The organism is Aeromonas sp. 604443 (assembly GCF_049170315.1).
Classification (GTDB): domain Bacteria; phylum Pseudomonadota; class Gammaproteobacteria; order Enterobacterales; family Aeromonadaceae; genus Aeromonas; species Aeromonas veronii_A.
On record NZ_JAAKMI010000002.1, the window covers coordinates 1 to 22,112 of the forward strand.

General features: G+C 58.8%; 22 protein-coding genes, 2 tRNA genes and 1 pseudogene. 13 read left to right on the forward strand and 12 right to left on the reverse strand.

Features of this window, described 5'->3' with window-relative positions; genetic code table 11:
• The 8 genes and pseudogenes from G5380_RS03570 to lolB form a co-directional block, all read right to left on the reverse strand.
• A tRNA-Met gene (locus G5380_RS03570) sits at positions 1-77 on the reverse strand.
• A 234-nt stretch (positions 78-311) separates the two neighbouring features.
• Positions 312-1,403, reverse strand: a complete 1,092-nt coding sequence (ychF, locus tag G5380_RS03575) for a redox-regulated ATPase YchF (RefSeq protein WP_005353921.1) — start codon at positions 1,401-1,403, stop codon at positions 312-314.
• 116 nt (positions 1,404-1,519) lie between these two features.
• The gene (gene pth / locus G5380_RS03580; RefSeq protein WP_005334960.1) at positions 1,520-2,116 is read right to left on the reverse strand and encodes an aminoacyl-tRNA hydrolase; all 597 of its coding nucleotides are present in this window, start codon (positions 2,114-2,116) and stop codon (positions 1,520-1,522) included.
• A 218-nt stretch (positions 2,117-2,334) separates the two neighbouring features.
• The gene (locus tag G5380_RS03585; RefSeq protein ID WP_421352382.1) at positions 2,335-4,323 is read right to left on the reverse strand and encodes a bifunctional metallophosphatase/5'-nucleotidase; all 1,989 of its coding nucleotides are present in this window, start codon (positions 4,321-4,323) and stop codon (positions 2,335-2,337) included.
• 116 nt (positions 4,324-4,439) lie between these two features.
• Entirely contained in the window at positions 4,440-5,387 is a 948-nt protein-coding gene (locus G5380_RS03590) for a ribose-phosphate pyrophosphokinase (protein ID WP_005343846.1), read from the reverse strand.
• Positions 5,388-5,582: 195 nt separating this feature from the next.
• Positions 5,583-5,657 (reverse strand) — tRNA-Gln (locus tag G5380_RS03595).
• A pseudogene (ispE, locus tag G5380_RS03600) lies at positions 5,637-6,507 on the reverse strand (4-(cytidine 5'-diphospho)-2-C-methyl-D-erythritol kinase). The gene G5380_RS03595 and the pseudogene ispE overlap by 21 nt, the downstream one beginning before the upstream one ends.
• Positions 6,507-7,085, reverse strand: a complete 579-nt coding sequence (lolB, locus tag G5380_RS03605) for a lipoprotein insertase outer membrane protein LolB (RefSeq protein WP_005334955.1) — start codon at positions 7,083-7,085, stop codon at positions 6,507-6,509. Before lolB ends, ispE begins: the two are co-directional and overlap by 1 nt.
• Before the next feature lie 126 nt (positions 7,086-7,211).
• Between lolB and hemA the strand changes: the two genes are divergently transcribed.
• The 6 genes from hemA (at position 7,212) to kdsA (ending at position 12,729) form a co-directional block, all read left to right on the forward strand.
• Positions 7,212-8,471, forward strand: a complete 1,260-nt coding sequence (hemA, locus tag G5380_RS03610) for a glutamyl-tRNA reductase (protein ID WP_120415613.1) — start codon at positions 7,212-7,214, stop codon at positions 8,469-8,471.
• Positions 8,472-8,522: 51 nt separating this feature from the next.
• Positions 8,523-9,611: a peptide chain release factor 1 gene (gene prfA, locus G5380_RS03615; protein ID WP_005353897.1), complete on the forward strand. Its 1,089-nt coding sequence runs from the start codon at positions 8,523-8,525 to the stop codon at positions 9,609-9,611.
• A 61-nt stretch (positions 9,612-9,672) separates the two neighbouring features.
• A complete protein-coding gene (gene prmC, locus G5380_RS03620) occupies positions 9,673-10,524 on the forward strand; it encodes a peptide chain release factor N(5)-glutamine methyltransferase (protein ID WP_144714537.1) in 852 nt (283 codons plus the stop codon).
• Between the two features lie 56 nt (positions 10,525-10,580).
• On the forward strand, positions 10,581-10,964 hold the full coding sequence (locus G5380_RS03625; protein ID WP_005334939.1) for a SirB2 family protein: 384 nt from the start codon (positions 10,581-10,583) through the stop codon (positions 10,962-10,964).
• Positions 10,965-10,976: 12 nt separating this feature from the next.
• On the forward strand, positions 10,977-11,777 hold the full coding sequence (locus G5380_RS03630; protein ID WP_005334938.1) for a SirB1 family protein: 801 nt from the start codon (positions 10,977-10,979) through the stop codon (positions 11,775-11,777).
• Between the two features lie 97 nt (positions 11,778-11,874).
• Complete coding sequence (gene kdsA / locus G5380_RS03635; protein WP_421352383.1) at positions 11,875-12,729, forward strand: 3-deoxy-8-phosphooctulonate synthase; 855 nt, start codon at positions 11,875-11,877, stop codon at positions 12,727-12,729.
• Between the two features lie 144 nt (positions 12,730-12,873).
• Here kdsA and grcA read toward each other — a convergent pair whose 3' ends face one another.
• A complete protein-coding gene (gene grcA / locus G5380_RS03640; RefSeq protein WP_216951849.1) occupies positions 12,874-13,254 on the reverse strand; it encodes an autonomous glycyl radical cofactor GrcA in 381 nt (126 codons plus the stop codon).
• Between the two features lie 384 nt (positions 13,255-13,638).
• Here grcA and G5380_RS03645 point away from each other — a divergent pair, with 384 nt between their 5' ends.
• The 3 genes from G5380_RS03645 (at position 13,639) to G5380_RS03655 (ending at position 15,732) form a co-directional block, all read left to right on the forward strand.
• Positions 13,639-14,361 carry a substrate-binding periplasmic protein gene (locus G5380_RS03645; protein ID WP_421352384.1) on the forward strand — a complete coding sequence of 241 codons (723 nt, stop codon included), beginning with the start codon at positions 13,639-13,641 and terminating at the stop codon, positions 14,359-14,361.
• A gap of 69 nt (positions 14,362-14,430) precedes the next feature.
• Entirely contained in the window at positions 14,431-15,108 is a 678-nt protein-coding gene (ung, locus tag G5380_RS03650) for a uracil-DNA glycosylase (protein ID WP_266134094.1), read from the forward strand.
• 72 nt (positions 15,109-15,180) lie between these two features.
• Positions 15,181-15,732, forward strand: a complete 552-nt coding sequence (locus tag G5380_RS03655; RefSeq protein WP_216951846.1) for a hemerythrin domain-containing protein — start codon at positions 15,181-15,183, stop codon at positions 15,730-15,732.
• A gap of 73 nt (positions 15,733-15,805) precedes the next feature.
• On the opposite strand, the gene G5380_RS03660 is transcribed toward G5380_RS03655, so the two are convergent.
• A complete protein-coding gene (locus G5380_RS03660) occupies positions 15,806-16,780 on the reverse strand; it encodes an ABC transporter substrate-binding protein (protein WP_216951845.1) in 975 nt (324 codons plus the stop codon).
• A gap of 445 nt (positions 16,781-17,225) precedes the next feature.
• On the opposite strand from G5380_RS03660, the gene nrdD reads away from it, so the two are divergent.
• The 4 genes from nrdD to G5380_RS03680 all read left to right on the forward strand — a co-directional run bounded on the left by nrdD (position 17,226) and on the right by G5380_RS03680 (position 20,758).
• A complete protein-coding gene (nrdD, locus tag G5380_RS03665) occupies positions 17,226-19,343 on the forward strand; it encodes an anaerobic ribonucleoside-triphosphate reductase (protein WP_257687142.1) in 2,118 nt (705 codons plus the stop codon).
• Positions 19,344-19,443: 100 nt separating this feature from the next.
• On the forward strand, positions 19,444-19,953 hold the full coding sequence (nrdG, locus tag G5380_RS03670; protein ID WP_421206197.1) for an anaerobic ribonucleoside-triphosphate reductase-activating protein: 510 nt from the start codon (positions 19,444-19,446) through the stop codon (positions 19,951-19,953).
• A gap of 64 nt (positions 19,954-20,017) precedes the next feature.
• Positions 20,018-20,188 (forward strand): YqaE/Pmp3 family membrane protein, encoded by a 171-nt coding sequence (locus G5380_RS03675; protein WP_005338440.1) that lies wholly within the window; start codon positions 20,018-20,020, stop codon positions 20,186-20,188.
• Between the two features lie 177 nt (positions 20,189-20,365).
• Positions 20,366-20,758 carry a TonB family protein gene (locus G5380_RS03680; protein ID WP_108542479.1) on the forward strand — a complete coding sequence of 131 codons (393 nt, stop codon included), beginning with the start codon at positions 20,366-20,368 and terminating at the stop codon, positions 20,756-20,758.
• Between the two features lie 56 nt (positions 20,759-20,814).
• On the opposite strand, the gene G5380_RS03685 is transcribed toward G5380_RS03680, so the two are convergent.
• Together G5380_RS03685 and G5380_RS03690 are read right to left on the reverse strand one after the other, a co-directional pair.
• A complete protein-coding gene (locus G5380_RS03685) occupies positions 20,815-21,171 on the reverse strand; it encodes an MliC family protein (protein WP_421352385.1) in 357 nt (118 codons plus the stop codon).
• Positions 21,172-21,312: 141 nt separating this feature from the next.
• Complete coding sequence (locus tag G5380_RS03690) at positions 21,313-22,077, reverse strand: substrate-binding periplasmic protein (RefSeq protein WP_043818896.1); 765 nt, start codon at positions 22,075-22,077, stop codon at positions 21,313-21,315.
• Positions 22,078-22,112 lie beyond the last annotated feature (35 nt).

Here is a 22,112-nt window from a genome sequence, read left to right on the forward strand (position 1 = left end):
TGGTGGCTATGACGGGATTCGAACCTGTGACCCCCGCATTATGAGTGCGATGCTCTAACCAACTGAGCTACATAGCCAACCTTGCTTCCGGTGAGTCGTTACCTCGTCACCGTGCGGGCCGAATTATGCGTATCTGGCTCTGGGGCGTCAACCCTTTTTTTGCCAGAAAAACGCAATTTGAGTGCGTTTGACCAGTTATTGGTCTCTGTTGCGCAAAAGCCCAACAATCTGGTTTTTTTTAAGACATTGCCATGATTGCCCGGGCAATGGCAGATAAAAAACAGGCCAGCAAATGCTGGCCTGTCATGGGATTAGACGTTGAACAGGAAGTTCATGATATCGCCATCTTTGACGATGTAATCTTTCCCTTCAGCGCGCATCTTGCCCGCTTCCTTGGCGCCTTGCTCACCCTTGTAGTTGATAAAGTCTTCAAAGGCGATGGTTTGGGCGCGAATAAAGCCTTTTTCAAAGTCAGTGTGGATCTTGCCAGCCGCTTGCGGGGCAGTGGCACCGACCGGAATAGTCCAGGCGCGTACCTCTTTCACACCGGCGGTGAAGTAGGTCTGCAGGTTGAGCAGCTGGTAGCCGGAGCGGATAACGCGGTTCAGGCCCGGCTCTTCGATGCCAAGGTCAGCCATGAACTCGGCGCGATCTTCATCGTCCAGTTCGGCGATGTCGGCTTCGATGGCGCAGCAGACCACGACCACGACCGCGTTCTCGGCGGCGGCGATTTCACGCACCTTGTCCAGATAGGGGTTGTTCTCGAAGCCATCTTCCGCCACGTTGGCGATATACATGGTGGGTTTCAGGGTCAGGAAGTTGAGGTGGCTCACGGCGGCCAGCTCTTCTTTATCCAGCTTCATGCCGCGGATCATCTGGCCGTTTTCCAGCGCGACCTTGATCTTCTCAAGCACTTCCACTTCCAGCTTGGCATCCTTGTCGCCGCCTTTGGCGCGCTTGGACTGACGGTGAATGGCGCGCTCGCAGGCGTCCAGATCCGACAGGGCCAGCTCGGTGTTGATCACTTCGATATCGTCAGCGGGAGAGACCTTGCCGGCAACGTGAATGATGTTTTCGTCGTCGAAGCAGCGCACTACATGGCCGATCGCTTCGGTTTCACGGATGTTGGCCAGGAACTGGTTGCCCAGACCTTCACCCTTGGAGGCACCGGCAACCAGACCGGCGATGTCGACGAATTCCATGGTGGTCGGCACAACGCGCTGCGGATTGATGATGGCAGCCAGCTGATCGAGGCGGGGATCCGGCATCGGCACCACACCTGTGTTCGGCTCGATGGTGCAGAACGGGAAGTTGGCGGCTTCGATACCGGCCTTGGTCAGCGCGTTGAACAGGGTGGATTTGCCTACATTGGGCAGGCCCACGATACCGCATTTAAAACCCATGGATTGTTACCTTACTTGATGGATGCTGTTGGGGGTCGCCCGCAGGCGGCCCATGTCATGCTTGTTCTGGTCGTCGCTCATGTACCGGCACAATGCCCGTACAGGGTCAAACCGACCTAACCCTTTTCTGCCTTGAAGCTGTGCAAGCGATTCATGGCCTTGGTCATATCTTGTTTGAACAGGATGTCGGTGGCGCGCAGGGACTCGTCCAGCGCGGCGTCGATCAGGTTCTGTTCACTGCTGGGGGCTTTGGTCAGGACGAAGCCAGCCACCTGCTCTTTGCTGCCGGGATGGCCGATCCCGAGACGCAGCCGGAAGAAGTTATTGTTGTTGCCCATCTTGGCGATGATGTCCTTGAGGCCGTTATGGCCACCGTGACCACCACCCTGCTTGAACTTGGCGATGCCTGGCGGCAGATCCAGTTCGTCATGGGCCACCAGCATCGCTTCCGGCTCAATTTGATAAAAACGCGCCAGTGCGGCCACCGCCTTGCCAGAGAGGTTCATATAGGTGTTCGGGATGAGCAGCCGCACATCCTGCCCCTCGACCAGGATGCGGGCAGTATGGCCGAAGAACTTGGGTTCTTCACGCAGGCTGACATTGTGCCAGCGGGCCAGTTGCTCCACATACCAGGCGCCCGCGTTGTGGCGGGTCTTGGCATATTCCGGGCCGGGGTTGCCCAGTCCGACGATCAGTTTGATTTCGCTTGTCACGCTTGATGTCTTCACTCGCAGCTGCCGTGGGCACACTACCCAGGGCAATAGGACGCAATATTCTAGCCGCCGAGTGGCGATCACTCAACCAATGCGCATGTTATGGCGGGATTTGCAGCATTATTGCGGCCAATGGGTGGCTAACGGTGGGCAAACGGGCCTCTTGCAAGAGGCCCGTTTCAGCTTACCGATGGATTGTGCCCGGTTGACTACCGTCGTTATTTGGCACGCAGCAAGGTGACGGTCTCTTCATCCAGTGCGGTCAGGGTGGGACGGGCATCGCGCACATACTCCACGAAAGACGCTGCATCGGTGCCACAATCCACGCCGCTGGCCTTGCAATCGAGGGCCTGGTCCGGGGCATAGACGGCGCTCAGCAGTTCGCCGTTTTGTGCCACTTTCAACACCGGGAAGGCGGTCAACTTGCCATTGACGCTGGCGATATCGACCCGCTCGCTCTTCTGACGCTGGGCATTGGCCAGTGCCTGCCAGCCATCGTTGCCGTTGGCGCTGTAGGCGTTCATCACCACCCGATAGCGCTGGCTATCCACCAGATCCTGCCACTCGCCGCTTGCGGTTTTGCGCTGCAATTGGGTCAGAGTGCCCGCCTTGCCTGCGTCGGTCTCCTGGAAGGTGTAACGCAGGTGTCCGCCATAGGGGAACTTGCCGGCATGGGCGCTGGCGGGCAGGGTGGCGGTGATGGTCTCGGTCAGCAGGGCGCGTACCTCGGCACCGGTCAGGGTCAGCACCGAGAGCTGGTTCTTGAACGGCAGCAGGGTGAGGGAGCTGTCCCCCTCGCGCCATTCGCCAGCGGGCAGGTCGGCGCGCACGCCGCCCACCGCCACTAGAGCGAAGTCGACCGGGCCGCCGGTCAGGGCTTGCACTGCTGGGGTATTGGCCCAGTAGAACTCCCCTTCGGCAACCAGCGGCGCGACATCTGAGCCGTGGCTGTCGCTGCCGTTGTCGCCGGGGCGACGGGCATTTTGCAGCTGCTCGGGGATGGTGCCGATCACCGGGCCGTAGGCTTTCTCCAGCGCCGGTTTGTAGTGGCTGTCGATGATGCCGCGCAGACGCGGATCTTCATCCACGGTGACCAGATTGGGCTGGCTGTCGACAAACTGGCTTGCCTCTTTGCTGCGGGCATCGTCGAGCGCTTGCTTGCGCGCCGCATCGGCGAAGAAGTCGCGGCTGGCCAGCAGGCTATTGTGGCCCTGGCAGTCGGTCACCTGACCCTGGCTGTCAAAGGTTATCTGTGCCAGACCGATGGCCTGGGCGTAGGAGCCCGCCTGCACCACGCAGGTTTTGCCGATGCCATCCGGATTGGTCACCAGCTTGGCGTAATCGCCGGTCTTGCCCCAGCCGATATTGCGAAAATCGCCGAGCAGGCTGTGGGAGTGGCCGCCGACGATGGCATCGAGGCCGTTTACCTTGGCCGCCAGCGCCAGATCCCGCTCGTTGCCGATGTGGGTCAGCGCCACGATCTGGTGGATCCCCTTGGCTTGCAGCATGTCGACCATGGCCTGAGCCGAGGCGACCTCCTTGCCAAAGCGCAGCTTGCCGACGTTGGGGGCGATATTGCCCATGTCTTCCAGCACCAGACCGATGACGGCGACCAGCTGTTTGCCTTGCGGCAGGTTGTCGAGATCGGTGACCGGGCTCTTCTGGTTGCCGTCAAAGGCGTAGACCACGAAGGGCTTGAGGTTGTCAGCCTTGCTGAGGGCCGGATCGGCCTTGGTGTCGAGGTTGGCGGCCAGCACCGGGAAGTTGACCCCCTCGATGAAGCGGGCCAGCTTCTGGTTATCCAGATCGAACTCGTGGTTGCCCAGCGCCATGGCATCGAGGCCGAACTGGCTCAGCAACTCGGCGTTGGCCATCCCCTCGTTGAGCTTGAAGTAGCCACTGCCCTGCCAGGCATCGCCGCCGTGCAGCAGCAGCAAGGGCTGGTTCTTGGCCAGCGCATCGGCCTGATAGGCTTTCGCCATGGTCAGCAGGCGCGGGTAACCGCCAAAGCGGGTATAGAGGGTGTCCGTCTCCCCCTGCTGGGCAAAGATCTGCCCTTTGATCTCGGCATTGACCGGATCAAACTGGGAGTGGGTGTCGTTCATGTGAGCCAGGGTCAGCACGAAGGGCGGGTTCTCTTTGACGGGCTGACAGGCGAACAGGGCGGAGGTAAGGGTCGCGAGCAGGAGGGGACGCAAGCAATTCATGGGTAAATCCTTAAGCCTGCCGGGGGCAGGGTCGTACCAGATAGCAGAAAGTTGGAAAGAGAAGGTCCAGAAAGACGAAAACCGCCTGATGGCGGTTTTCGTTATTGCTGAATCTATCAATGCTCAAACATGGCAGAGATGGACTCTTCGTTGCTGATGCGACGAATGGCTTCGGCCAGTACAGTTGACAGCGTCAGCTGCTTGACCTTGCCGACCGCTTTCATCTCCGCAGTGAGCGGGATGGAGTCGGTGATGATCAGTTCATCGATAACGGAGTTCTTGATGTTCTCGACGGCGGAACCGGAGAAGACCGGGTGGGTAGCATAGGCGAATACACGCTTGGCACCGCGCTCTTTCAGGGCCTCTGCGGCTTTGCACAGGGTGCCGCCGGTGTCGATCATGTCATCAACGATGATGCAGTCGCGGCCGGCAACGTCACCGATCAGGTGCATGACCTGGGAGACGTTCGGGCGGGGACGGCGCTTGTCGATGATGGCGATGTCGGTGTCATCCAGCAGCTTGGCGATGGCGCGTGCACGCACGACGCCACCGATGTCCGGGGAGACAACGACAGGAGACTCGAGGTTCTTGGACTTCATGTCTTCCAGCAGCACCGGGCTACCGAACACGTTGTCTACCGGAACGTCAAAGAAACCTTGAATTTGCTCGGCATGCAGGTCAACGGTCAGCACGCGATCCACACCGACGCTGGAGAGGAAGTCAGCGACAACCTTGGCGGTGATGGGCACACGGGCGGAGCGGACGCGGCGGTCCTGACGGGCATAACCAAAGTAGGGGATAACGGCAGTGATACGGCCAGCTGAAGCACGACGCAGAGCATCCACCATGACGATCAATTCCATCAAATTGTCGTTGGTCGGGGCACAGGTGGATTGAATGATGAAGATATCGCCACCACGTACATTCTCATTGATCTGTACGCTGATCTCGCCGTCGCTAAAGCGACCTACGGCAGCATTGCCGAGTTTGATAAACAGGCGATCTGCGATCTTCTGGGCTAGTTCCGGCGTTGCGTTACCAGCAAACAGCTTCATGTCAGGCACGGTTTGAAACCTCGGGGTTGCATCCAGTATGTGGGGGAGTCTGAAATCAGACCCTATCGTTTTGGGGCAAACGATTTATCAAGATAACGTACAAGGTGTCTGCTGCCCAATGAATGTGATGATACCGGTAACCCGAATCCGTGGCCGAGTGCAAAACCGGCCACGTTAATCATCATCAATACCGTTCGGTAAAATTGGCTGGGGTACTAGGATTCGAACCTAGGAATGGCGAGATCAAAACCCGCTGCCTTACCGCTTGGCGATACCCCAATCATTTGAACTGTTGCAATGTGGAGAAGAGAGGTGATATGTTCTCGCCCTTGGCGACAAACCCATCAAGTCCCTTCGGCACGCAGGCCAACACTTCCCGAGCAGTCACTTCGTCTTCAAATTGAGCAAAGACGCAGGCTCCTGTGCCCGTCATTCTTGACGGCGCGTATTCTAGCAACCAGCCGAGCGCATTGGCAACCTCGGGGTGGCGCTTTTTCACCAGTGATTCGCAATCGTTTTTCCACTCGCCTTCCAGCAGGTTGTCCAGCGACATTTTCGGCGTGGCTCTCGGCAGCTCCGGATCCTGGAATACGGCTGCGGTCGCTACATGGCAATCGGGTTTGAGTACCAGATACCAGGCATCGGGTAGTTCGACCGGTTGCAGCCGCTCGCCCACCCCTTCGGCAAAGGCCGCCTTGCCACGGACAAACACCGGCACATCGGCCCCCAGCTGGACGCCGAGCGCAGCCAGTTCATCTTCACTCAAACCCGCCTGCCAGAGGTGGTTAAGCGCTACCAGCGTGGTCGCTGCATCGGATGAACCGCCGCCAATACCGCCTCCCATGGGAAGCACTTTTTCCAGCCGGATATGGGCACCTTGCGGGCTCGGCAGGGTTGCTTGCAGCAGGCGCGCCGCCCGGATAATCAGATTCTGCTCATCCGGCACACCGGGAATGGCCGGGCTCAGGGTGAGAGTGTCGCTATTCGGTATCACCTCGAACTCGAGCCAGTCGCTGTGGTTGAGGAAGATAAACAGGGTCTGCAGCTCGTGATAGCCATCGGGACGACGGCCATTGACGTGTAGAAACAGGTTGAGTTTGGCCGGTGCCGGCCAGCGTGTGGAAGCCATTAACGTGCAAGAGTCCATTGGTTGATCTGAAGCTTGAGGCGGCTGTTCTGGCCGGTCATGGTCAGCTGGTGTGGCAGGCGGTAGCCATCCTGATCCCGATAATCGCCATAGACGATCTGCCACTGGCCGTCGCGCACGCTGGCCAGACTGCTGTCGGGGTTGAGTTCAAACTCCGCCTGACCCGGCAGCCCCTTGATCCACTCTGGCAATCCCGCAACCGGAATATTCCAGCCGGTCAGTTGATAGATGAGCGCTTCGGCATCCTGGCTCTGGTGGCGATTGCCATCGCTGTCGAGCAGGGTGATCTCCCCCTTGCTGCGGGAGAGCTCCAGAATGCTGGTGCCGATCAGGCTGGTGAGGTTGAGGCGATAATCCTCCCCATCCTGCTGCCAGTTGAGACGGGCGCTGCCCTTTTGCTGGGGGGTGATGATGGCCATCTTGCCGGATAGCTGCCAGTGGGTCAGCTGCTCGAGGCGGGCCCGCTCCTGGTTCCAGTTCACCTGGTCACGCTGGGGCTGGGTAGTGGCACAACCGGCCAGCAACAGCAGGCAGGTGAGGGTAAAAATACGTAGCAGCAAGAGACGGCTCCAGAGAGAGGAATTTGCCACAGTATACGGGGCGGCCGTATTGCTTTTAAAGACTTACCCTTTCTCGTACAATTGGCAGCCTTTGCACCCAGCGTATGAAATGATCGTCGCCCACTCATGAGTTTGCTTGCCCTCGGAATCAACCACAACACCGCCAGTGTCGCCTTGCGGGAACGGGTCGCCTTTGGCCCGGACTGCATCGATCGCGCCTTGCGTGAGCTGGTGAGCCAACCCGGTGTCAGCGAGGCGGTGATCGTCTCCACCTGCAACCGGACCGAACTCTATTGCAATCTGGAGGAGGAGCGGCAGGAGCAAGTGCTGCGCTGGCTGCAACAGTTCCACGGGCTGGACGCGGCCGAACTGGTCACTGCCATCTATCAGCATCACGATGAAGAGGCGGTGCGCCACCTGATGCGGGTGGCGTGCGGGCTCGACTCGCTGGTGTTGGGGGAGCCGCAGATCCTGGGGCAGATCAAGCAATCCTATGCTCACGCCCAGCAGGCGGAGTCGGTGAAGGGGGCGCTGGAGCGGCTGTTCCAGAAATCCTTCTCGGTGGCGAAAAGAGTGCGTACCGATACCGAGATTGGCGCCAGTGCCGTGTCGGTGGCCTTTGCCGCCGTCAGTCTGGGTCGGCGGATCTTCTCCGATCTCTCCCAGACCAAGGTATTGCTGGTCGGGGCGGGGGAGACTATCGAACTGGTGGCCCGTCACCTGCGCGAGCAGAGCGTCACCAAGATGATGGTGGCCAACCGCACCTTGCAGCGCGCCCAGACCCTGGCAGCCGAATTCGGTGCCCAGGTGATGACGCTCGAAGAGATCCCCGACTATCTGCACGAGGCGGATATTGTCATCAGCTCGACCGCCAGCCCACTGCCCATCATCGGCAAGGGGATGGTGGAGCGCGCGCTGAAGGCCCGCCGCTTCAAACCCATGTTTCTGGTGGATATTGCCGTGCCGCGCGACATCGAAGCCGAAGTCGATGAGCTCTCCGATGCCTATCTCTACACGGTGGATGATTTGCAGGGGATCATTGAGCAGAACCTCGAAACCCGTAAACGGGCTGCCGCCCAGGCGGAAGTGATCGTGCAGGAAGAGCGCGACGAGTTTATGGGCTGGTATCGTGGCCAGAGCTCGGTCGACCTCATTCGCGATTACCGCCATCAGTCCCAGCAAGTGGCTGATGAAGAGTTGCAACGGGCCCTGCTGGCATTGGCGCAGGGCGAGAGTGCCGAACAGGCGCTCAAGGCGATGGCCCATCGCCTCACCAACAAATTGATCCACGCGCCGACCCAGGCGTTGCGCCAGGCTGCCTCCCAGGGGGATCAGAGCGAGCTCTCCCGCTTGCGGCAGGCGCTGGGGTTGTCACAAGAGCCATAATTTTCGGGCAACCTGCCGGTTGTCCCGTCCTCCATTGAGAATGCAAGAGTTATGAATCCGTCACTGATCAGAAAGCTGGAAGGCCTCATCGAGCGCCACGAAGAAGTACAGGCCATGCTCGGCGAGCCGGATGTGGTCTCGGATCAGGATCGCTACCGCGCCCTGACCCGCGAATATGCCCAGCTGGAAGATATCGTTCACGCCTTCCAGCGTTACCGTCAGGCGCAGGATGATCTTGAGACCACCCAGATGATGCTGGAGGAGGATGATGCCGACCTGCGCGAGATGGCGCAGGAGGAGCTGCCGCTCGCCAAGGCCAATCTGGAGGCGCTGGAGCAGGAGCTGCAACTGATGTTGCTGCCCAAGGATCCCAAGGATGACAACAACTGCTATCTGGAGATCCGCGCCGGTGCCGGTGGCGACGAAGCGGCCATCTTTGCCGGTGACCTGTTCCGCATGTATTCACGGTTTGCCGAGCGTCAGGGCTGGCGCGTCTCCATCGTCAGCTGCAATGACGGTGAATACGGTGGCTACAAGGAGGTGATCGCCAAGATCGACGGCGAGCGTGTCTATGGCCGTCTCAAGTTTGAATCCGGTGGTCACCGGGTGCAGCGGGTGCCGGAGACCGAATCTCAGGGCCGGGTGCACACCTCCGCCTGTACTGTCGCCGTGCTGCCGGAAGTGCCGGAAGCCGAGCAGATCGAGATCAACCCTTCCGATCTGAAGATCGACACCTTCCGCGCCTCCGGTGCCGGTGGTCAGCACGTCAACAAGACCGACTCGGCCATTCGTATCACCCACCTGCCGACCGGGCTGGTGGTGGAGTGTCAGGACGAGCGCTCCCAGCACAAGAACCGCGCCAAGGCGATGTCGGTGCTCTCCGCCCGCCTGCAAGCGGCCGAGGATGAGCGCCACCGCGCCGCCGAGCAGAGCACCCGCCGCAATCTGGTGGGCTCCGGCGATCGTTCCGAGCGCATTCGTACCTACAACTACCCGCAGGGTCGCCTCTCCGAGCACCGTATCAACCTGACCCTCTATCGCCTCTCCGAAATTTTGGAAGGGGATTTGGACTGCGTCATCACCCCGCTGGTGCAGGAGTATCAGGCCGATCAGCTCGCCTCGCTGGCCGAGAACAACTAATGCAAATGGTGATCCGGCAAGCTCGCATTAAGTGTTCTGCCCATAAGGTGGAGTGGCACTGATGCAGATCCAGCAGGCCCGCGCCCATATCATGAATGTGTTGGCTGAGGGGGAGTCCCCCCGCGCCGATGCCGACGTACTGCTCTGCCATCTGCTCGATTGTCGTCGCAGCTATCTGATGACCTGGCCCGAGCGTGAGCTGGATGCCACCCAGCAGACCACCCTGCAGGGGTGGCTGGCTCGTCGTCTCAATGGCGAACCTATCGCCCATCTGGTGGGCGAGCGGGAGTTCTGGTCGCTGCCCCTCAAGGTGAGCCCGGCGACCCTGATCCCGCGCCCCGATACCGAGGTGCTGGTCGAGCAGGCGCTGACCAGAATTCCGCAGGGGCCCTGCGCCGTGCTGGATCTCGGCACCGGCACCGGCGCCATCGCGCTGGCGCTCAAGTCCGAGCGGCCCGAGGTCGATGTGTGGGCGGTGGATCGGATGGCCGATGCCGCGGCACTGGCGCGCGAGAACAGCGCCGCACTGGGGTTACCCATCGAGGTGCGTGACGGCAGCTGGTTCGAGCCCCTTGGCGAGCCGGATCGCGACAATACGCCACGTTTTGCGGTGATTGTCTCCAATCCCCCCTATATTGATGGCGCCGATCCCCATCTCGAGCAGGGTGACGTGCGCTTTGAGCCCCGCTCGGCGCTGGTTGCCGATGACGCCGGGCTGGCTGATATCCGCCACATCGTGGCCCATGCCCCCGCTTATCTGCTGGCCGATGGCTGGTTGCTGCTGGAGCATGGCTGGGATCAGGGGGAGGCGGTGCGTCAGTTGCTGCGCGATGGCGGTTACCGCGAGGTAGCCACGGTGCGTGATTACGGGGATAACGACAGGGTGACGCTGGGCCTCTGCCCGCTGCGCTGACGGTTCCTCACTGTTAATCGGCGGGTTGCCTGTGCGCCCCCATGCAAGGATTGAATATGGTTTTTGTGCTCAAACACCTGCACCTCACCCTGATTGCCGGGGCCGTGCTGATGTTTATGCTCCGCTTCTACTGGGTACAGACCGCCACTGGCCGAGCCTATAGTGCGCCGGTGATGAAGGTCAGCGGCTGGCTCAACGGTCTGGTGGTGCTCTCCGGCGTATTGCTTTGCATGGTGCTGGATCTCAACCCGCTCAATAACGGAACGCCCTGGCTCAGCGAGAAGCTGATGGCCATTCTGGTGCTGGTATTTCTGGCGGCGATGGCGCTGCGGCTGGCCAAAAGCAATCTGGTGCGCTGGTGCTCCTTTCTGGGGGCGCTCGGCTGGATCTACTTTATTGCCAAGTTGGCAGTGCTCAAACAGACGAGTGTGTTCGGCTAAGGCATGAAGAGAATGTTACACATAGACGAATGGACCGATTTCGAAGCCCACGACATCACCGAGCTGGCGTTGTCAGTCAGTGACGAAATTTATGGCTCGGTCGAGGAGGGGATGCGCGAGTTGAACCTGCTGGACGAGTGGCTGGACGAGCAGATCGAAGAGGGCACCTGCGACGAGGTGCGCCAGCAGTTGCTGCAGGGCTTCTACCACAGCCTCGGTTTTCATGGCGACTGGCAGGATTATTTCTCTGCCAACAACTGCGATCTCAATCAGGTGCTGGTTCAGCGCAAGGGGATCCCGGTCAGCCTCGGCATTCTCATTATCCAGCTGGGGCGCAAGCTCGGGCTCGATGTGGAGGGGATCTGCTTCCCCGGCCACTTCCTGGTGAGCTTTGCCGGTGGCGAGGGGGAGGTCTATGTCGACCCCTTTACCGGCGACGAGCTGAGCCTGGCCCGCATCGAGCTGCTGCTGCGCGGTGCGTTGGGGGACTTGGCGACCCTCACTCCCGACTACCTGCAGCCCTCCGGCCAGTGGGAGATCATCGAACGGCTGCTCAACGTCAGCAAGGGGGCCCTGCTGCGGGAAGATCGCATGCCCGAGGCGCTGCGTTGCAGCGAGCTGTTGCTGCGGATGAAGCCCGGCGATCCGCTGGAGACGCGGGATCGCGGCTTTATCTACGAGCAGCTCGATTGCCCGCGCCAGGCCGCCGACGATTTTGAATATTTTATTGAACAATGCCCGGACGATCCGGTCGCCGATGTGCTGAAAGTACAGCTGGCCGCGCTGGATCTGAGCCCCAAGCCCCTCCATTAAGGGCGGCTTGAAACTGAAACAGAAGAATATCAAGGCCGCAGCGCTCGGCTGCAACGGAGTAACTTGGCTTCAGGCCCCTTCATTAAGGAAGTCTTAGATGGAACAGAAGAATATCAAGATCAACCAGATCGACGTTGCCAACGACAAACCGTTCGTGCTGTTTGGTGGCATGAACGTGTTGGAATCCCGCGACATGGCGATGGCGGTGTGCGAGAAGTACGTGGAAGTGACAAGCAAGCTGGGCATCCCGTTTGTCTTCAAGGCGAGCTGGGACAAGGCCAACCGCTCCTCCATCCACTCCTACCGCGGTCCGGGTCTGGAAGAGGGTATGAAGATTTTCCAGGAGCTGAAAGCGACCTTCGGCATGCCGGTCATCTCCGATCTGCACGAACCCCATCAGGCCAAGCTGGTCGCCGAGGTGGTGGACGTTATCCAGCTGCCCGCCTTCCTGGCGCGCCAGACTGATCTGGTGGAAGCCATGGCCCGCACCGGCAACGTCATCAACATCAAGAAGCCGCAGTTCCTCAGCCCAAGCCAGATGAAGAACATCACCGACAAGTTTGAGGAGTGCGGCAACGATCAGCTGATCCTGTGCGAGCGCGGTGCCAACTTCGGCTACGACAACCTGGTGGTGGACATGCTGGGTCTGGGCGTGATGAAGAAGAGCACCGGTGGCTATCCGGTGATCTTCGACGTGACCCACTCCCTGCAGTGCCGTGATCCGCTGGGTGCCGCCTCCGGTGGCCGTCGCGAGCAAGTGACCGAGCTGGCGCGCGCCGGCATGGCGGTCGGTCTGGCCGGTCTCTTTATCGAATCACACCCGGATCCGAAAATTGCCCGCTGCGATGGCCCGAGCGCCCTGCCGCTCGACAAGCTGGAAGGCTTCCTCAAACAGATGAAGGCCATCGATGACCTGATCAAGGGTTTTGAGCCCCTGGATACCTCTGCTTGATGGGATAAGCACTTATCACAAGGCCTCGCAATGCGAGGCCTTGTTTTTTGCGCTTGCCTAGTGAAAGCACGTATAAAAAAACGGCCGATAGGCCGTTTTTTGTGCTGATACAGCAAGTATCAGCGGTTCACTGCAGGACGCTGATTACAGGCTCTGGGTGAAAGTACGGGTAACCACGTCACGCTGCTGTTCCGGGGTCAGGGCGTTGAAACGCACTGCATAGCCAGATACGCGGATGGTCAGCTGCGGGTACTTCTCCGGATTCGCGATAGCATCTTCCAGGGTTTCGCGACGCAGCACGTTGACGTTCAGGTGCTGACCACCTTCAACAGCCGGTTCGGCCTGAACAGGCAGTTCGCGGTATTCGAACTGACCCAGATCAGAGAGTGCGACTTCCTGATCGGCAGCAAAGGCATCGCCTTTGACACAGATGCAGCGAGCCTGTTGCTTCTCTTCGTCCAGCAGCCAGAAAGAGTTCAGCAGGGCGGTGTTGGCAGCCTGGGTGATTTGAATGCCTTTGATCATGGTATGACTCCTCAATGGGAACGCGAATCCAACTGTAAGGAAATTACCCTGATGTATTTAAGCTACCGTTAATTGCGGTTGCTTAAAGGGCCCTTGCCTTACACCTTTGCTTTGATGGGGTCATATATACCATGTTGGTAATATTACTAAAATTGATCTAGATCAATAAAAATCAATAAAGCGCCATTTAAATGGGATTAATTTCTTGAGTTTAATCAAAAATAGGTCATTTTTCTGATTTTGTAAGATATCAAAATTATGCATCTTTTACCTTTTTAATCTAGTAATTTAACTACATCTTTTTCGGCTTTTCTGTGGTGGATTGAGGAGTTGGCTACACTCAGCAGAAAGCAAGGAGAGTGTCGGGTGAATATCAGGTGGCGAATGTGGGGATGGTTGGCCCTGTTCTGTTGCTGGGCAATCACAGCTGTGGTCCGGGCCGAAACAGTACGCATAGCGGTGGGCGAATGGCCGCCTTATATCAGTGAGTCGCTGCCCAATCAGGGGTTTCTCTGTCAGGTGGTACGTGAGGCCTTTGCCGAGCAGGGGGTCTATGTCAGCTTTCATTTCTACCCCTGGTCTGAGGCATACAGCCTGACTCTTGAAGGGCGTTATATGATTACCATGCCCTGGTTTCGCTCTCGCGAGCGCGAGCAGCACTTCTATCTCTCTGCATCGCTGGGCAAATTTACGACCCGTCTGCTTGCACTTAATGGTTCGCCATTGGTCAGTTTGGGTGAGCTGAAAAACGAGCCTGTCGGGGTTACCCGTGGCTATTTTTATGGTGAAGGGTTTGCAGCAAGGCAATCCGAGCTGTCTCTTGAGTGGTCCGACTCCGATGAGGAGAGCATGGAGAAACTGCTCACCGGACGCATTCGTTATCTGGTCATGGATGAACAGGTGGCACAGGTTCTGTTTCAGCAGGTTCTCTCTCGTCATCCCCAAGCGGCAGCATTGAGTGGTGCCCCCGATCCCATCTGGTCCCAGCCGGGCTATCTGCTGATGCGCAAGGCCGATCCCGATGCCCGCCGCTTGATGTTGCTGTTTAACGCCGGTCTGCACAAACTGGAGCGCTCCGGTCGGCTCGCCAGGCTCTGGAAAGTGTGAGTCACGGTTGCGTCTTGCGGGCTGCCCCCCTATCCTGACTCCTTCGCCGTATCAAGTGAGGAGGCCGGGGTGCTGACCTGGAGTGATGTGATTGGCTCTGAAAAAGAGCAGGACTATTTCAAGTGTACGCTGGCGACCGTCAGGGCAGAGCGGGAAGCGGGCAAGGTGATCTACCCCCCCGCGGCCGATGTGTTCAATGCTTTCAAACTGACCGAACTGGATCAGGTCAAGGTGGTGATCCTGGGGCAGGATCCCTACCACGGCCCCAATCAGGCGCACGGGCTCTGCTTCTCCGTTCTGCCCGGCGTGCGTACGCCTCCCTCACTGGTCAACATCTATAAGGAGATGCAGCGGGATCTGCCTGGTTTCGTCACACCCAATCACGGTTTTCTGGAGTCCTGGGCCAGACAGGGGGTTCTGCTGCTCAACACAGTGCTGACAGTGCAGGCCGGTCAGGCACACTCTCATGCCCATCTGGGGTGGGAAACCTTCACCGATCGGGTCATTGAGCAGATCAATGCCAGTTGTCAGGGGGTGGTATTTCTGTTGTGGGGCTCCCATGCCCAGAAGAAAGGGCGTTTTATCGACCGGCAACGCCACCACGTGTTGACGGCACCCCATCCCAGCCCCCTTTCTGCCCACCGTGGTTTTATCGGTTGCGGCCACTTTTCCGAGACCAACCGCCTGCTGGAATTGCAGGGTAAAAGCCCGATCGAATGGCAATCTGTCTGCCAACCACTTGATTGAGTGCAAAGTTCGGGCGACAAATGACCGTATACTCAGGAAAGTAACATTTTATTTCAGCGCCAAGGAGTGCCCATGTTATCGAGTCTGCACAAGGATCACCTCAATATCGCCCGACTGCTGGATCTGCTGAAGCAGAAGCTGGCCGCCATTCGTGCCGAGCAACCCATCAGCTATTTTCTGGTGCGCGATGTCATCGATTATCTGCGGGAGGTCTCTGACAAGTATCACCACCCCAAGGAAGATCTTGTCTATGACTACTACCTGAAATACCGGGTGGTGGAGGGGGATGTCGCGAACCGCTTGCATGAAGAGCATCTCAAGTTGCTGGAGGCAGGGACCGAGCTCAAGGAGATGGTGGAGATGATCCTGATGGATGCGGTGATCCCGCTCGATCAGTTCACCGCCAAGCTGGAGCGCTTCGTGGAGCTGCAAGAGGCACACATGAACTACGAAGAGGGGGTGATCTTCCCCCATCTGCGTGACTCCCTGACCGAGGATGACTGGCGTCATCTGGAGCAAAACTGGCAGAACCGAGCTATCGGTGATCCTCTGTTTGGTGCCGAGATCAGCCAGCACTTCCAGGCGCTTGCCAAGCGCCTCTCCCTGCCTTTTGCTGCCAGCTGACTCACGCGGCTTTCGGTCATCAGTCATCTGACTGTGCAGGTGTTACCCGGCCAATGTGCCGGGTTACTTATTGTTACTCACGCCACATGATCTTGTTGTGCCATTTGTCGGGCACAGTGAGCTGCCAGCGGGCCAGCTCGCTCTTGCTGAAGACATATTCGCCGCGCAGGGCCGCTCGCGGGGAGATAGTACGGGGCAGGGTGCCCGCCAGTATGGTGTTGATAAGGGACGCTGCCTGCAACCCCTGATCGTGGCCGTCCAGTACCAGCCCGCCGATGGCCATCCCCTTGCCGACGGCAAACTCCCAGAAACAGAAGAGAGGAACCGGTGTGTTGGCGCTGGTCCACTCCAGCACCGTCTGTTCGCTCACATGCTTGCCATTATCGTCGACCAGCGTGTGGTAGAGGCCGAGGAAGATTGCCTGATAGCCATTCTTCTTGGCGTTGAGCACCGCCTCCTGCCAGAGGCTGTAATCCCCCATCAGCTGGCTGTTGACCCGGGTCTGGCCGACTCGCAATTCGGTCTGGGTCTTGAATTCATCCTCGATAGCGGTGAGGGCCACATTGCTGGAATCAAACAGTACCAGCGCCTTGTCAAGCCCTCCCATCATCTGGCTTATTTCGCTGATGTTGCGCTTGAGCAGGGGGCGTTCCAGCACCCCGGTGATCTTGGGGTGGCCGACAAAGCCCTTGAGGCGGGGGTTTTCGTTCATGCCGAGAAAAACAACGGGAGTACCCAGCGAGGCGATCTCGTTGGCCAGATAGTTGATGGCATTGTCATCCCCCAGCACCACCAGATCCGGTTTGCTCTTGAGATAAAAAGCGATAGCCCGTTGAGCGATGTCGTCGAACGCCTCCCGTGGATGGCGTTTGGTGTCCATATAGAAGTGAGAGATCTTGTGCTCCCCCTGCAACCCTTTGCGCAAACCTTCGTTGTAGCTCTGGTCCCAAAGGTATTCGGGATGGTAGCTGCTGATCACCAGAATGTTTGCGGCCCAGAGCGGCAGGGAGAGGGTGGAGAGCAGTAGCAACAGCAGGGAGGTGCGCATGGGAAGGCCCCTGTCGAGTGATAGTGTATGCATGCTCAGTATGGGCAGTGTTTGCCGTTACTGTCATCTCGAAACCGGTATGGCAGGGCGCGATTTTTTTTCGGTTGAGCGGATCGGACGCCAGCCCGCACTCTGCTTGGGATCGGGTTTTATTGAGTCTTTTTTTGGTTGGTCGTGAACTGTCCCGCTCGCTGAAAAACCTGTTCTGGATCAAGAAATGAGGCTGCGCTTTGGTGCCTAATAGACACCACATATAGGGACGCATTCGTTTTTAATCCCTATATGTTGTGTTATTAAGCTGTGTATAAGCTGTTCCCCTCCTATCTTCAGCCCAGGCTTGTCAAGCCTCGGCTGAATTTATTTGCGTCCAGGACGAGATGCCGGGAGGGGGGCCCAACAAGGGTGAGCCAGAGGCAAATGCCTGGCCTTTTAACGGGGAAAATCCATGAAACCGGTTGTGATCAAACGTGACGGATGTCGCGCACCATTCAATGCCCAGCTGATTCGCGATGCGGTCAGCCGAGCGGCGGAAGCGGTCAATCAGGCCAATCCGGCACTCGCCTCCCGCATTGCCAATGCAGTGAGTCAGGAGCTGGAAGGGCGTGGTGAAGTTGATATCCACGAGATCCAGAACCGGGTCGAAAACCACCTGATGGCTTCCGACGACAAGGCCATCGCCCGTGCCTATATCGAATATCGCCACGACAGGGATCAGGCTCGCGAGGCGCGCGGCCGTCTGGCGCAGGAGATCCGTGGTCTGGTCGAGCAGACCAACGCCGCCCTGCTCAACGAAAACGCCAACAAAGACTCCAAGGTGATCCCGACCCAGCGCGACCTGCTGGCCGGTATTGTCGCCAAGCACTATGCCACCAGCCACATGCTGCCCCGTGATGTGGTTCAGGCCCACGAGAGCGGTGATCTGCACTTCCACGATCTCGATTACTCACCTTTCTTCCCGATGTTCAACTGCATGTTGATCGATCTGAAAGGGATGCTGACCCACGGCTTCAAGATGGGCAATGCGGAGATCGATACCCCGAAATCCATCAGCACCGCCACGGCCGTGACCGCCCAGATCATCGCCCAGGTGGCGAGCCACATCTATGGTGGCACCACCATCAACCGCATCGATGAAGTGCTGGCCCCCTATGTGACCATCAGCTGGCAGAAGCACCGTGAAGTGGCCGAAGAGTGGGGCATTGCCGATGTGGAAGCCTATGCCATGGCCCGCACCGAGAAAGAGTGCTACGACGCCTTCCAGTCGCTGGAGTACGAGGTCAACACCCTGCACACCGCCAACGGTCAGACCCCGTTCGTCACCTTCGGCTTTGGTCTGGGGGACAGCTGGGAGTCGCGGATGATCCAGCGCGCCATCCTCAGCAACCGCATCGCTGGCCTTGGCAAGAACAAGAAGACCGCCGTGTTCCCGAAACTGGTGTTCGCCATCAAGGATGGCCTCAACCACAAGCAGGGCGATCCCAACTACGACATCAAGCAGCTGGCGCTGGAGTGTGCCTCCAAGCGGATGTATCCGGACATCCTCAACTACGACCAGGTGGTCAAGGTGACCGGCTCCTTCAAGACTCCCATGGGTTGCCGATCCTTCCTCGGCGCCTACGAGGAGAATGGCGAGCTGATCCACGAAGGTCGCAACAACCTGGGGGTGGTGAGCCTCAACCTGCCGCGCATTGCGCTGAAATCCCGTGACGAAGCGGACTTCTGGGATCGTCTCGATGCCTCCCTGCGGGTCGCCAAGAAGGCGCTGATGTACCGCATCACCCGTCTGGACGGGGTGAAAGCACGGGTTGCACCGATCCTCTATATGGAAGGGGCTTGCGGCGTGCGCCTCAAGGCGGACGACAACGTCAGCGAGATCTTCAAGAACGGTCGTGCCTCCATTTCCCTCGGTTATATCGGGGTTCACGAGACCATCAACGCCCTGTTTGGTGACAAGGTGCACCTGTTTGACAGCGCCGAGCTGCAACAGAAAGCCATCGCTATCATCGCCCGTCTCAGGGCGGCCATCGATGAGTGGAAAGAGGAGACTGGCTACGGCTTCAGCCTCTACTCCACCCCGAGCGAGAACCTCTGCACCCGTTTCTGCCGCATCGATGCCAAGGAGTTTGGCGTGGTATCCGGCGTGACCGACAAGGGTTACTACACCAACAGCTTCCACCTTGATGTGGAGAAGCAGGTCAACCCGTACGACAAGCTGGACTTCGAGGCGCCCTATCCGCCCATCGCCAGCGGTGGCTTCATCTGCTACGGCGAGTACCCCAACATCCAGCACAATCTGGAAGCGCTGGAGAACGTCTGGGACTACAGCTATGACAAGGTGCCCTACTACGGTACCAACACTCCCATCGACGAGTGCTACGACTGCGGCTTCACCGGTGAGTTCGAATGTACCTCCAAGGGCTTTACTTGCCCGCGCTGCGGCAACCACGACCCGGCCAAGGTGTCGGTGACCCGCCGTGTCTGCGGCTACCTCGGCAGCCCGGATGCGCGCCCCTTCAATGCGGGCAAGCAGGAAGAGGTGAAGCGCCGCGTCAAACATATGTAAGCGCACAGGCGATGAAGAGCTGGCCCCTGACTCAAGGGGCCATTTTCATTGGAGGGCGGCAACCATGCCGCCTTCCCGTGAACGAGGCAGGAAAAAAGCGATGCACTACCACCAATACTACCCGGTCGATGTGATTAATGGCCCCGGCACCCGTGCCACCCTGTTTGTCTCCGGTTGTGAGCACCAGTGCCCGGGTTGCTACAACCAGAGCACCTGGCGGCTCGATGGCGGCAAGCCGTTCGATGAGGCGATGAGCGATCGCGTCATTGCGGATCTCAACGACAGCCGCATCAAACGGCGAGGTCTGTCGCTCTCTGGCGGCGATCCGCTCCACCCGGCCAACGTGCCCCACGTGCTGGCGCTGGTGAAACGGGTGCGCGCCGAGTGTCCGGGCAAGGATATCTGGTGCTGGACCGGTTATCTGCTCGGCGAACTGTCAGAGGCCCAGCGCGAGCTGGTGGCCTTGCTGGATGTGCTGGTGGATGGCAAGTATGAAAAGGAGTTGGCAGACCCCGGCCTGCTCTGGCGTGGCAGCAGCAATCAGCAGATCCACGACCTCAACGCCTGGCGTGATGCGGGTGAGCTAGTTCCCTGTCTGGTTTGCAGTTGAAGCCCGGGATGTTTATGGTTAGCCCATTCCAATCCTGACGACATTCATGAAGAGGAGAGCCGAGATGAACAATCTGCTCAAGATCCTGCTGGCCATTTTCCTGCCCCCGGTGTGCGCGTTTATCCAAGTGGGCTTTAGCCTGCACTTTTTAATCAACATAGTGCTGACCCTGATGGGCGGTCTGCCGGGCATGGTCCATGCGCTCTGGCTGGTGGTGAGCGACAAGCGCGGCTGATGCCAGCGGATGGTTAGTGAGCTTATTGACGATAAAAGGGCCAACCTCTCGGGGGGGGCCCTTTTGTTCATGTTCATACGAATACTTTTTCGTTAGGATGGGTGACTGACCAAAAGGGCGCGTGTTGAGCGGCCTGCAGTCCGGCAATAAGTACCGGCAGAGAACAAGGAGCGTTACATGAAGTGGAAAGTCGCAGTATGGTCAGGTCTGGCAGTGACACTGTTGCTGGGGTGCTCATCCCGTCAGGAGGTAGCGCACGAGCGCGCTCCGATCGCTATCTCTCTCGAGCAGTTGTCCAGCTACTGGGTTCAGGAGAAGCAGTGGTCATGGCTTGGCAATGACGAGCCCGCCCTGCCGGCCAAACCGGTCAAGGGGTATGTGGAAGTTCGCTATCAAATCGACGCCAGCGGCACGCCGGTCAAGCCGGAAGTGGTGGCGGCCGAGCCCCCCGGCGAGCTGGAACAGAGTGCGCTGGCGACCCTCTCGCGGATCCGCTACAGCCCGGCAGAGGGCAACCCGGATGCCATTCCGGTCGAGGTAACCAACCGCTTCGAGATCGAGATCAACTGATCCCCCACCACTCTGATGGCAGAGAAAGAGAGACCCCGGCCAAGCCGGGGTCACGTTTATTGCTGTTTGCAGTCGTTGTAGGCGGTCTGCCACTCGCCATCCTGATCCCGCAGCTCGACAAAGCCCTCATCCCCCTTGTTCCACCAGACGGCCTCATGTTCGTCCGTATAGCGGGCACCGGAGGCCGAAATGGCCTGGGGCAGGGTGTAATCCTTGCCGTCCGGCAATGACAGCTTGATAAAGTTGAGGCTTTCATCGGAGAGGGAGAAGTAGCGCACCTGCACCTTCTTGCCCTGCTCGCACTGGTAACTGACCGGTTCGCCACCAGTGACTGAGAGGGTATTGCCCTGATTGCAGCCAGCGAGCAGGCCGAGGGCCAGCGCACCAGCGGCTATCATATGTACCTTATTCATGATTACAGCTCCATTGGTGTCATACGGGCGTGAGCCTAACAGGTTGCCGTTATTGTGCAATCCGCACGGCCATTCGGTGCGTCGCTGGCTGTCCGGCATACCGCGCGAGTATGAGAGGGTGCAATCAGGAAGGCATCGCCATCAGTAGAGGCCAAGTCTGGTTTCAAACTGGCGGATCAGCGTCTCATAGATGCCGTTGTTTTTGATCTTCTGCAGCCCCTGCTCGAACTGTTTGGCCAGCGCTTCCCCTTGCGGGTGGTGGCGGGAGAAGGCGAGCCAGAAGCCATCAGTGGAGAGCTTGCCAACCTTGACCACCTTGCCGGTCAGCTGCTTCTGCTGGATCTTGAGGTAGCCCGGCATGCCGTTCATCAGGATGTAGTCGACCCGGCCACGTACCAGCATCTCGAGGATCTGGGCATCGGATTTGGCCTGAAAGCGGGTGATCCTGGGGTTCTCCATAAAATCGGTGGGGTAGGTGTAGCCGAGGGTGATGCCCACCCGCTTGCCTTCCAGCGAGGTGAGCTTGAGATCCCGTTGCGGGTCGCTGGCAAGGGCGAAGATGGCCAGATCCTCCTCGAACATGGGGGTATCGTGCCAGTGGTACTGGTAGCGGTTCTCTTCGGTGATGGTAGCGTTGAAGCACCCCGCAAGTTTGCCGCTTTTCGCATCGTGCATGCAGCGGGCGAAGGGGAGGGTGCGAAAGACAATCTCGATCCCTTCGGCGGCGAACACCGCCTTGACCAGCTCAGGCGCCAGTCCGTGGGGCTGGTCATCCTCATTGTCCTTGTCGCGCTCGCAGTAGGGGGCCCAGTCATCTTCGGCACCAATGACAAGCGGGGTGGCCCCGAGCGGGCTGGTAGCCAACAGTACCAGACAAACCAGCCATTTTTTTAACAACGCGACCATAGGTACACCTCATCGACAGCAGCCTTACAAGCATA

Coding starts and splice junctions, on each gene's coding strand:
- G5380_RS03690 (WP_043818896.1), bottom strand. CDS start 22,077: ATGGTCGCGTTGTTAAAAAAATGGCTGGTTTGTCTGGTACTGTTGGCT.
- G5380_RS03625 (WP_005334939.1), top strand. CDS start 10,581: ATGGTTTTTGTGCTCAAACACCTGCACCTCACCCTGATTGCCGGGGCC.
- prfA (WP_005353897.1), top strand. CDS start 8,523: ATGAATCCGTCACTGATCAGAAAGCTGGAAGGCCTCATCGAGCGCCAC.
- G5380_RS03645 (WP_421352384.1), top strand. CDS start 13,639: ATGTGGGGATGGTTGGCCCTGTTCTGTTGCTGGGCAATCACAGCTGTG.
- G5380_RS03585 (WP_421352382.1), bottom strand. CDS start 4,323: ATGAATTGCTTGCGTCCCCTCCTGCTCGCGACCCTTACCTCCGCCCTG.
- G5380_RS03655 (WP_216951846.1), top strand. CDS start 15,181: ATGTTATCGAGTCTGCACAAGGATCACCTCAATATCGCCCGACTGCTG.
- grcA (WP_216951849.1), bottom strand. CDS start 13,254: ATGATCAAAGGCATTCAAATCACCCAGGCTGCCAACACCGCCCTGCTG.
- ychF (WP_005353921.1), bottom strand. CDS start 1,403: ATGGGTTTTAAATGCGGTATCGTGGGCCTGCCCAATGTAGGCAAATCC.
- prmC (WP_144714537.1), top strand. CDS start 9,673: ATGCAGATCCAGCAGGCCCGCGCCCATATCATGAATGTGTTGGCTGAG.
- hemA (WP_120415613.1), top strand. CDS start 7,212: ATGAGTTTGCTTGCCCTCGGAATCAACCACAACACCGCCAGTGTCGCC.
- G5380_RS03685 (WP_421352385.1), bottom strand. CDS start 21,171: ATGAATAAGGTACATATGATAGCCGCTGGTGCGCTGGCCCTCGGCCTG.
- G5380_RS03630 (WP_005334938.1), top strand. CDS start 10,977: ATGTTACACATAGACGAATGGACCGATTTCGAAGCCCACGACATCACC.
- kdsA (WP_421352383.1), top strand. CDS start 11,875: ATGGAACAGAAGAATATCAAGATCAACCAGATCGACGTTGCCAACGAC.
- G5380_RS03675 (WP_005338440.1), top strand. CDS start 20,018: ATGAACAATCTGCTCAAGATCCTGCTGGCCATTTTCCTGCCCCCGGTG.
- G5380_RS03680 (WP_108542479.1), top strand. CDS start 20,366: ATGAAGTGGAAAGTCGCAGTATGGTCAGGTCTGGCAGTGACACTGTTG.
- nrdD (WP_257687142.1), top strand. CDS start 17,226: ATGAAACCGGTTGTGATCAAACGTGACGGATGTCGCGCACCATTCAAT.
- nrdG (WP_421206197.1), top strand. CDS start 19,444: ATGCACTACCACCAATACTACCCGGTCGATGTGATTAATGGCCCCGGC.
- G5380_RS03660 (WP_216951845.1), bottom strand. CDS start 16,780: ATGCGCACCTCCCTGCTGTTGCTACTGCTCTCCACCCTCTCCCTGCCG.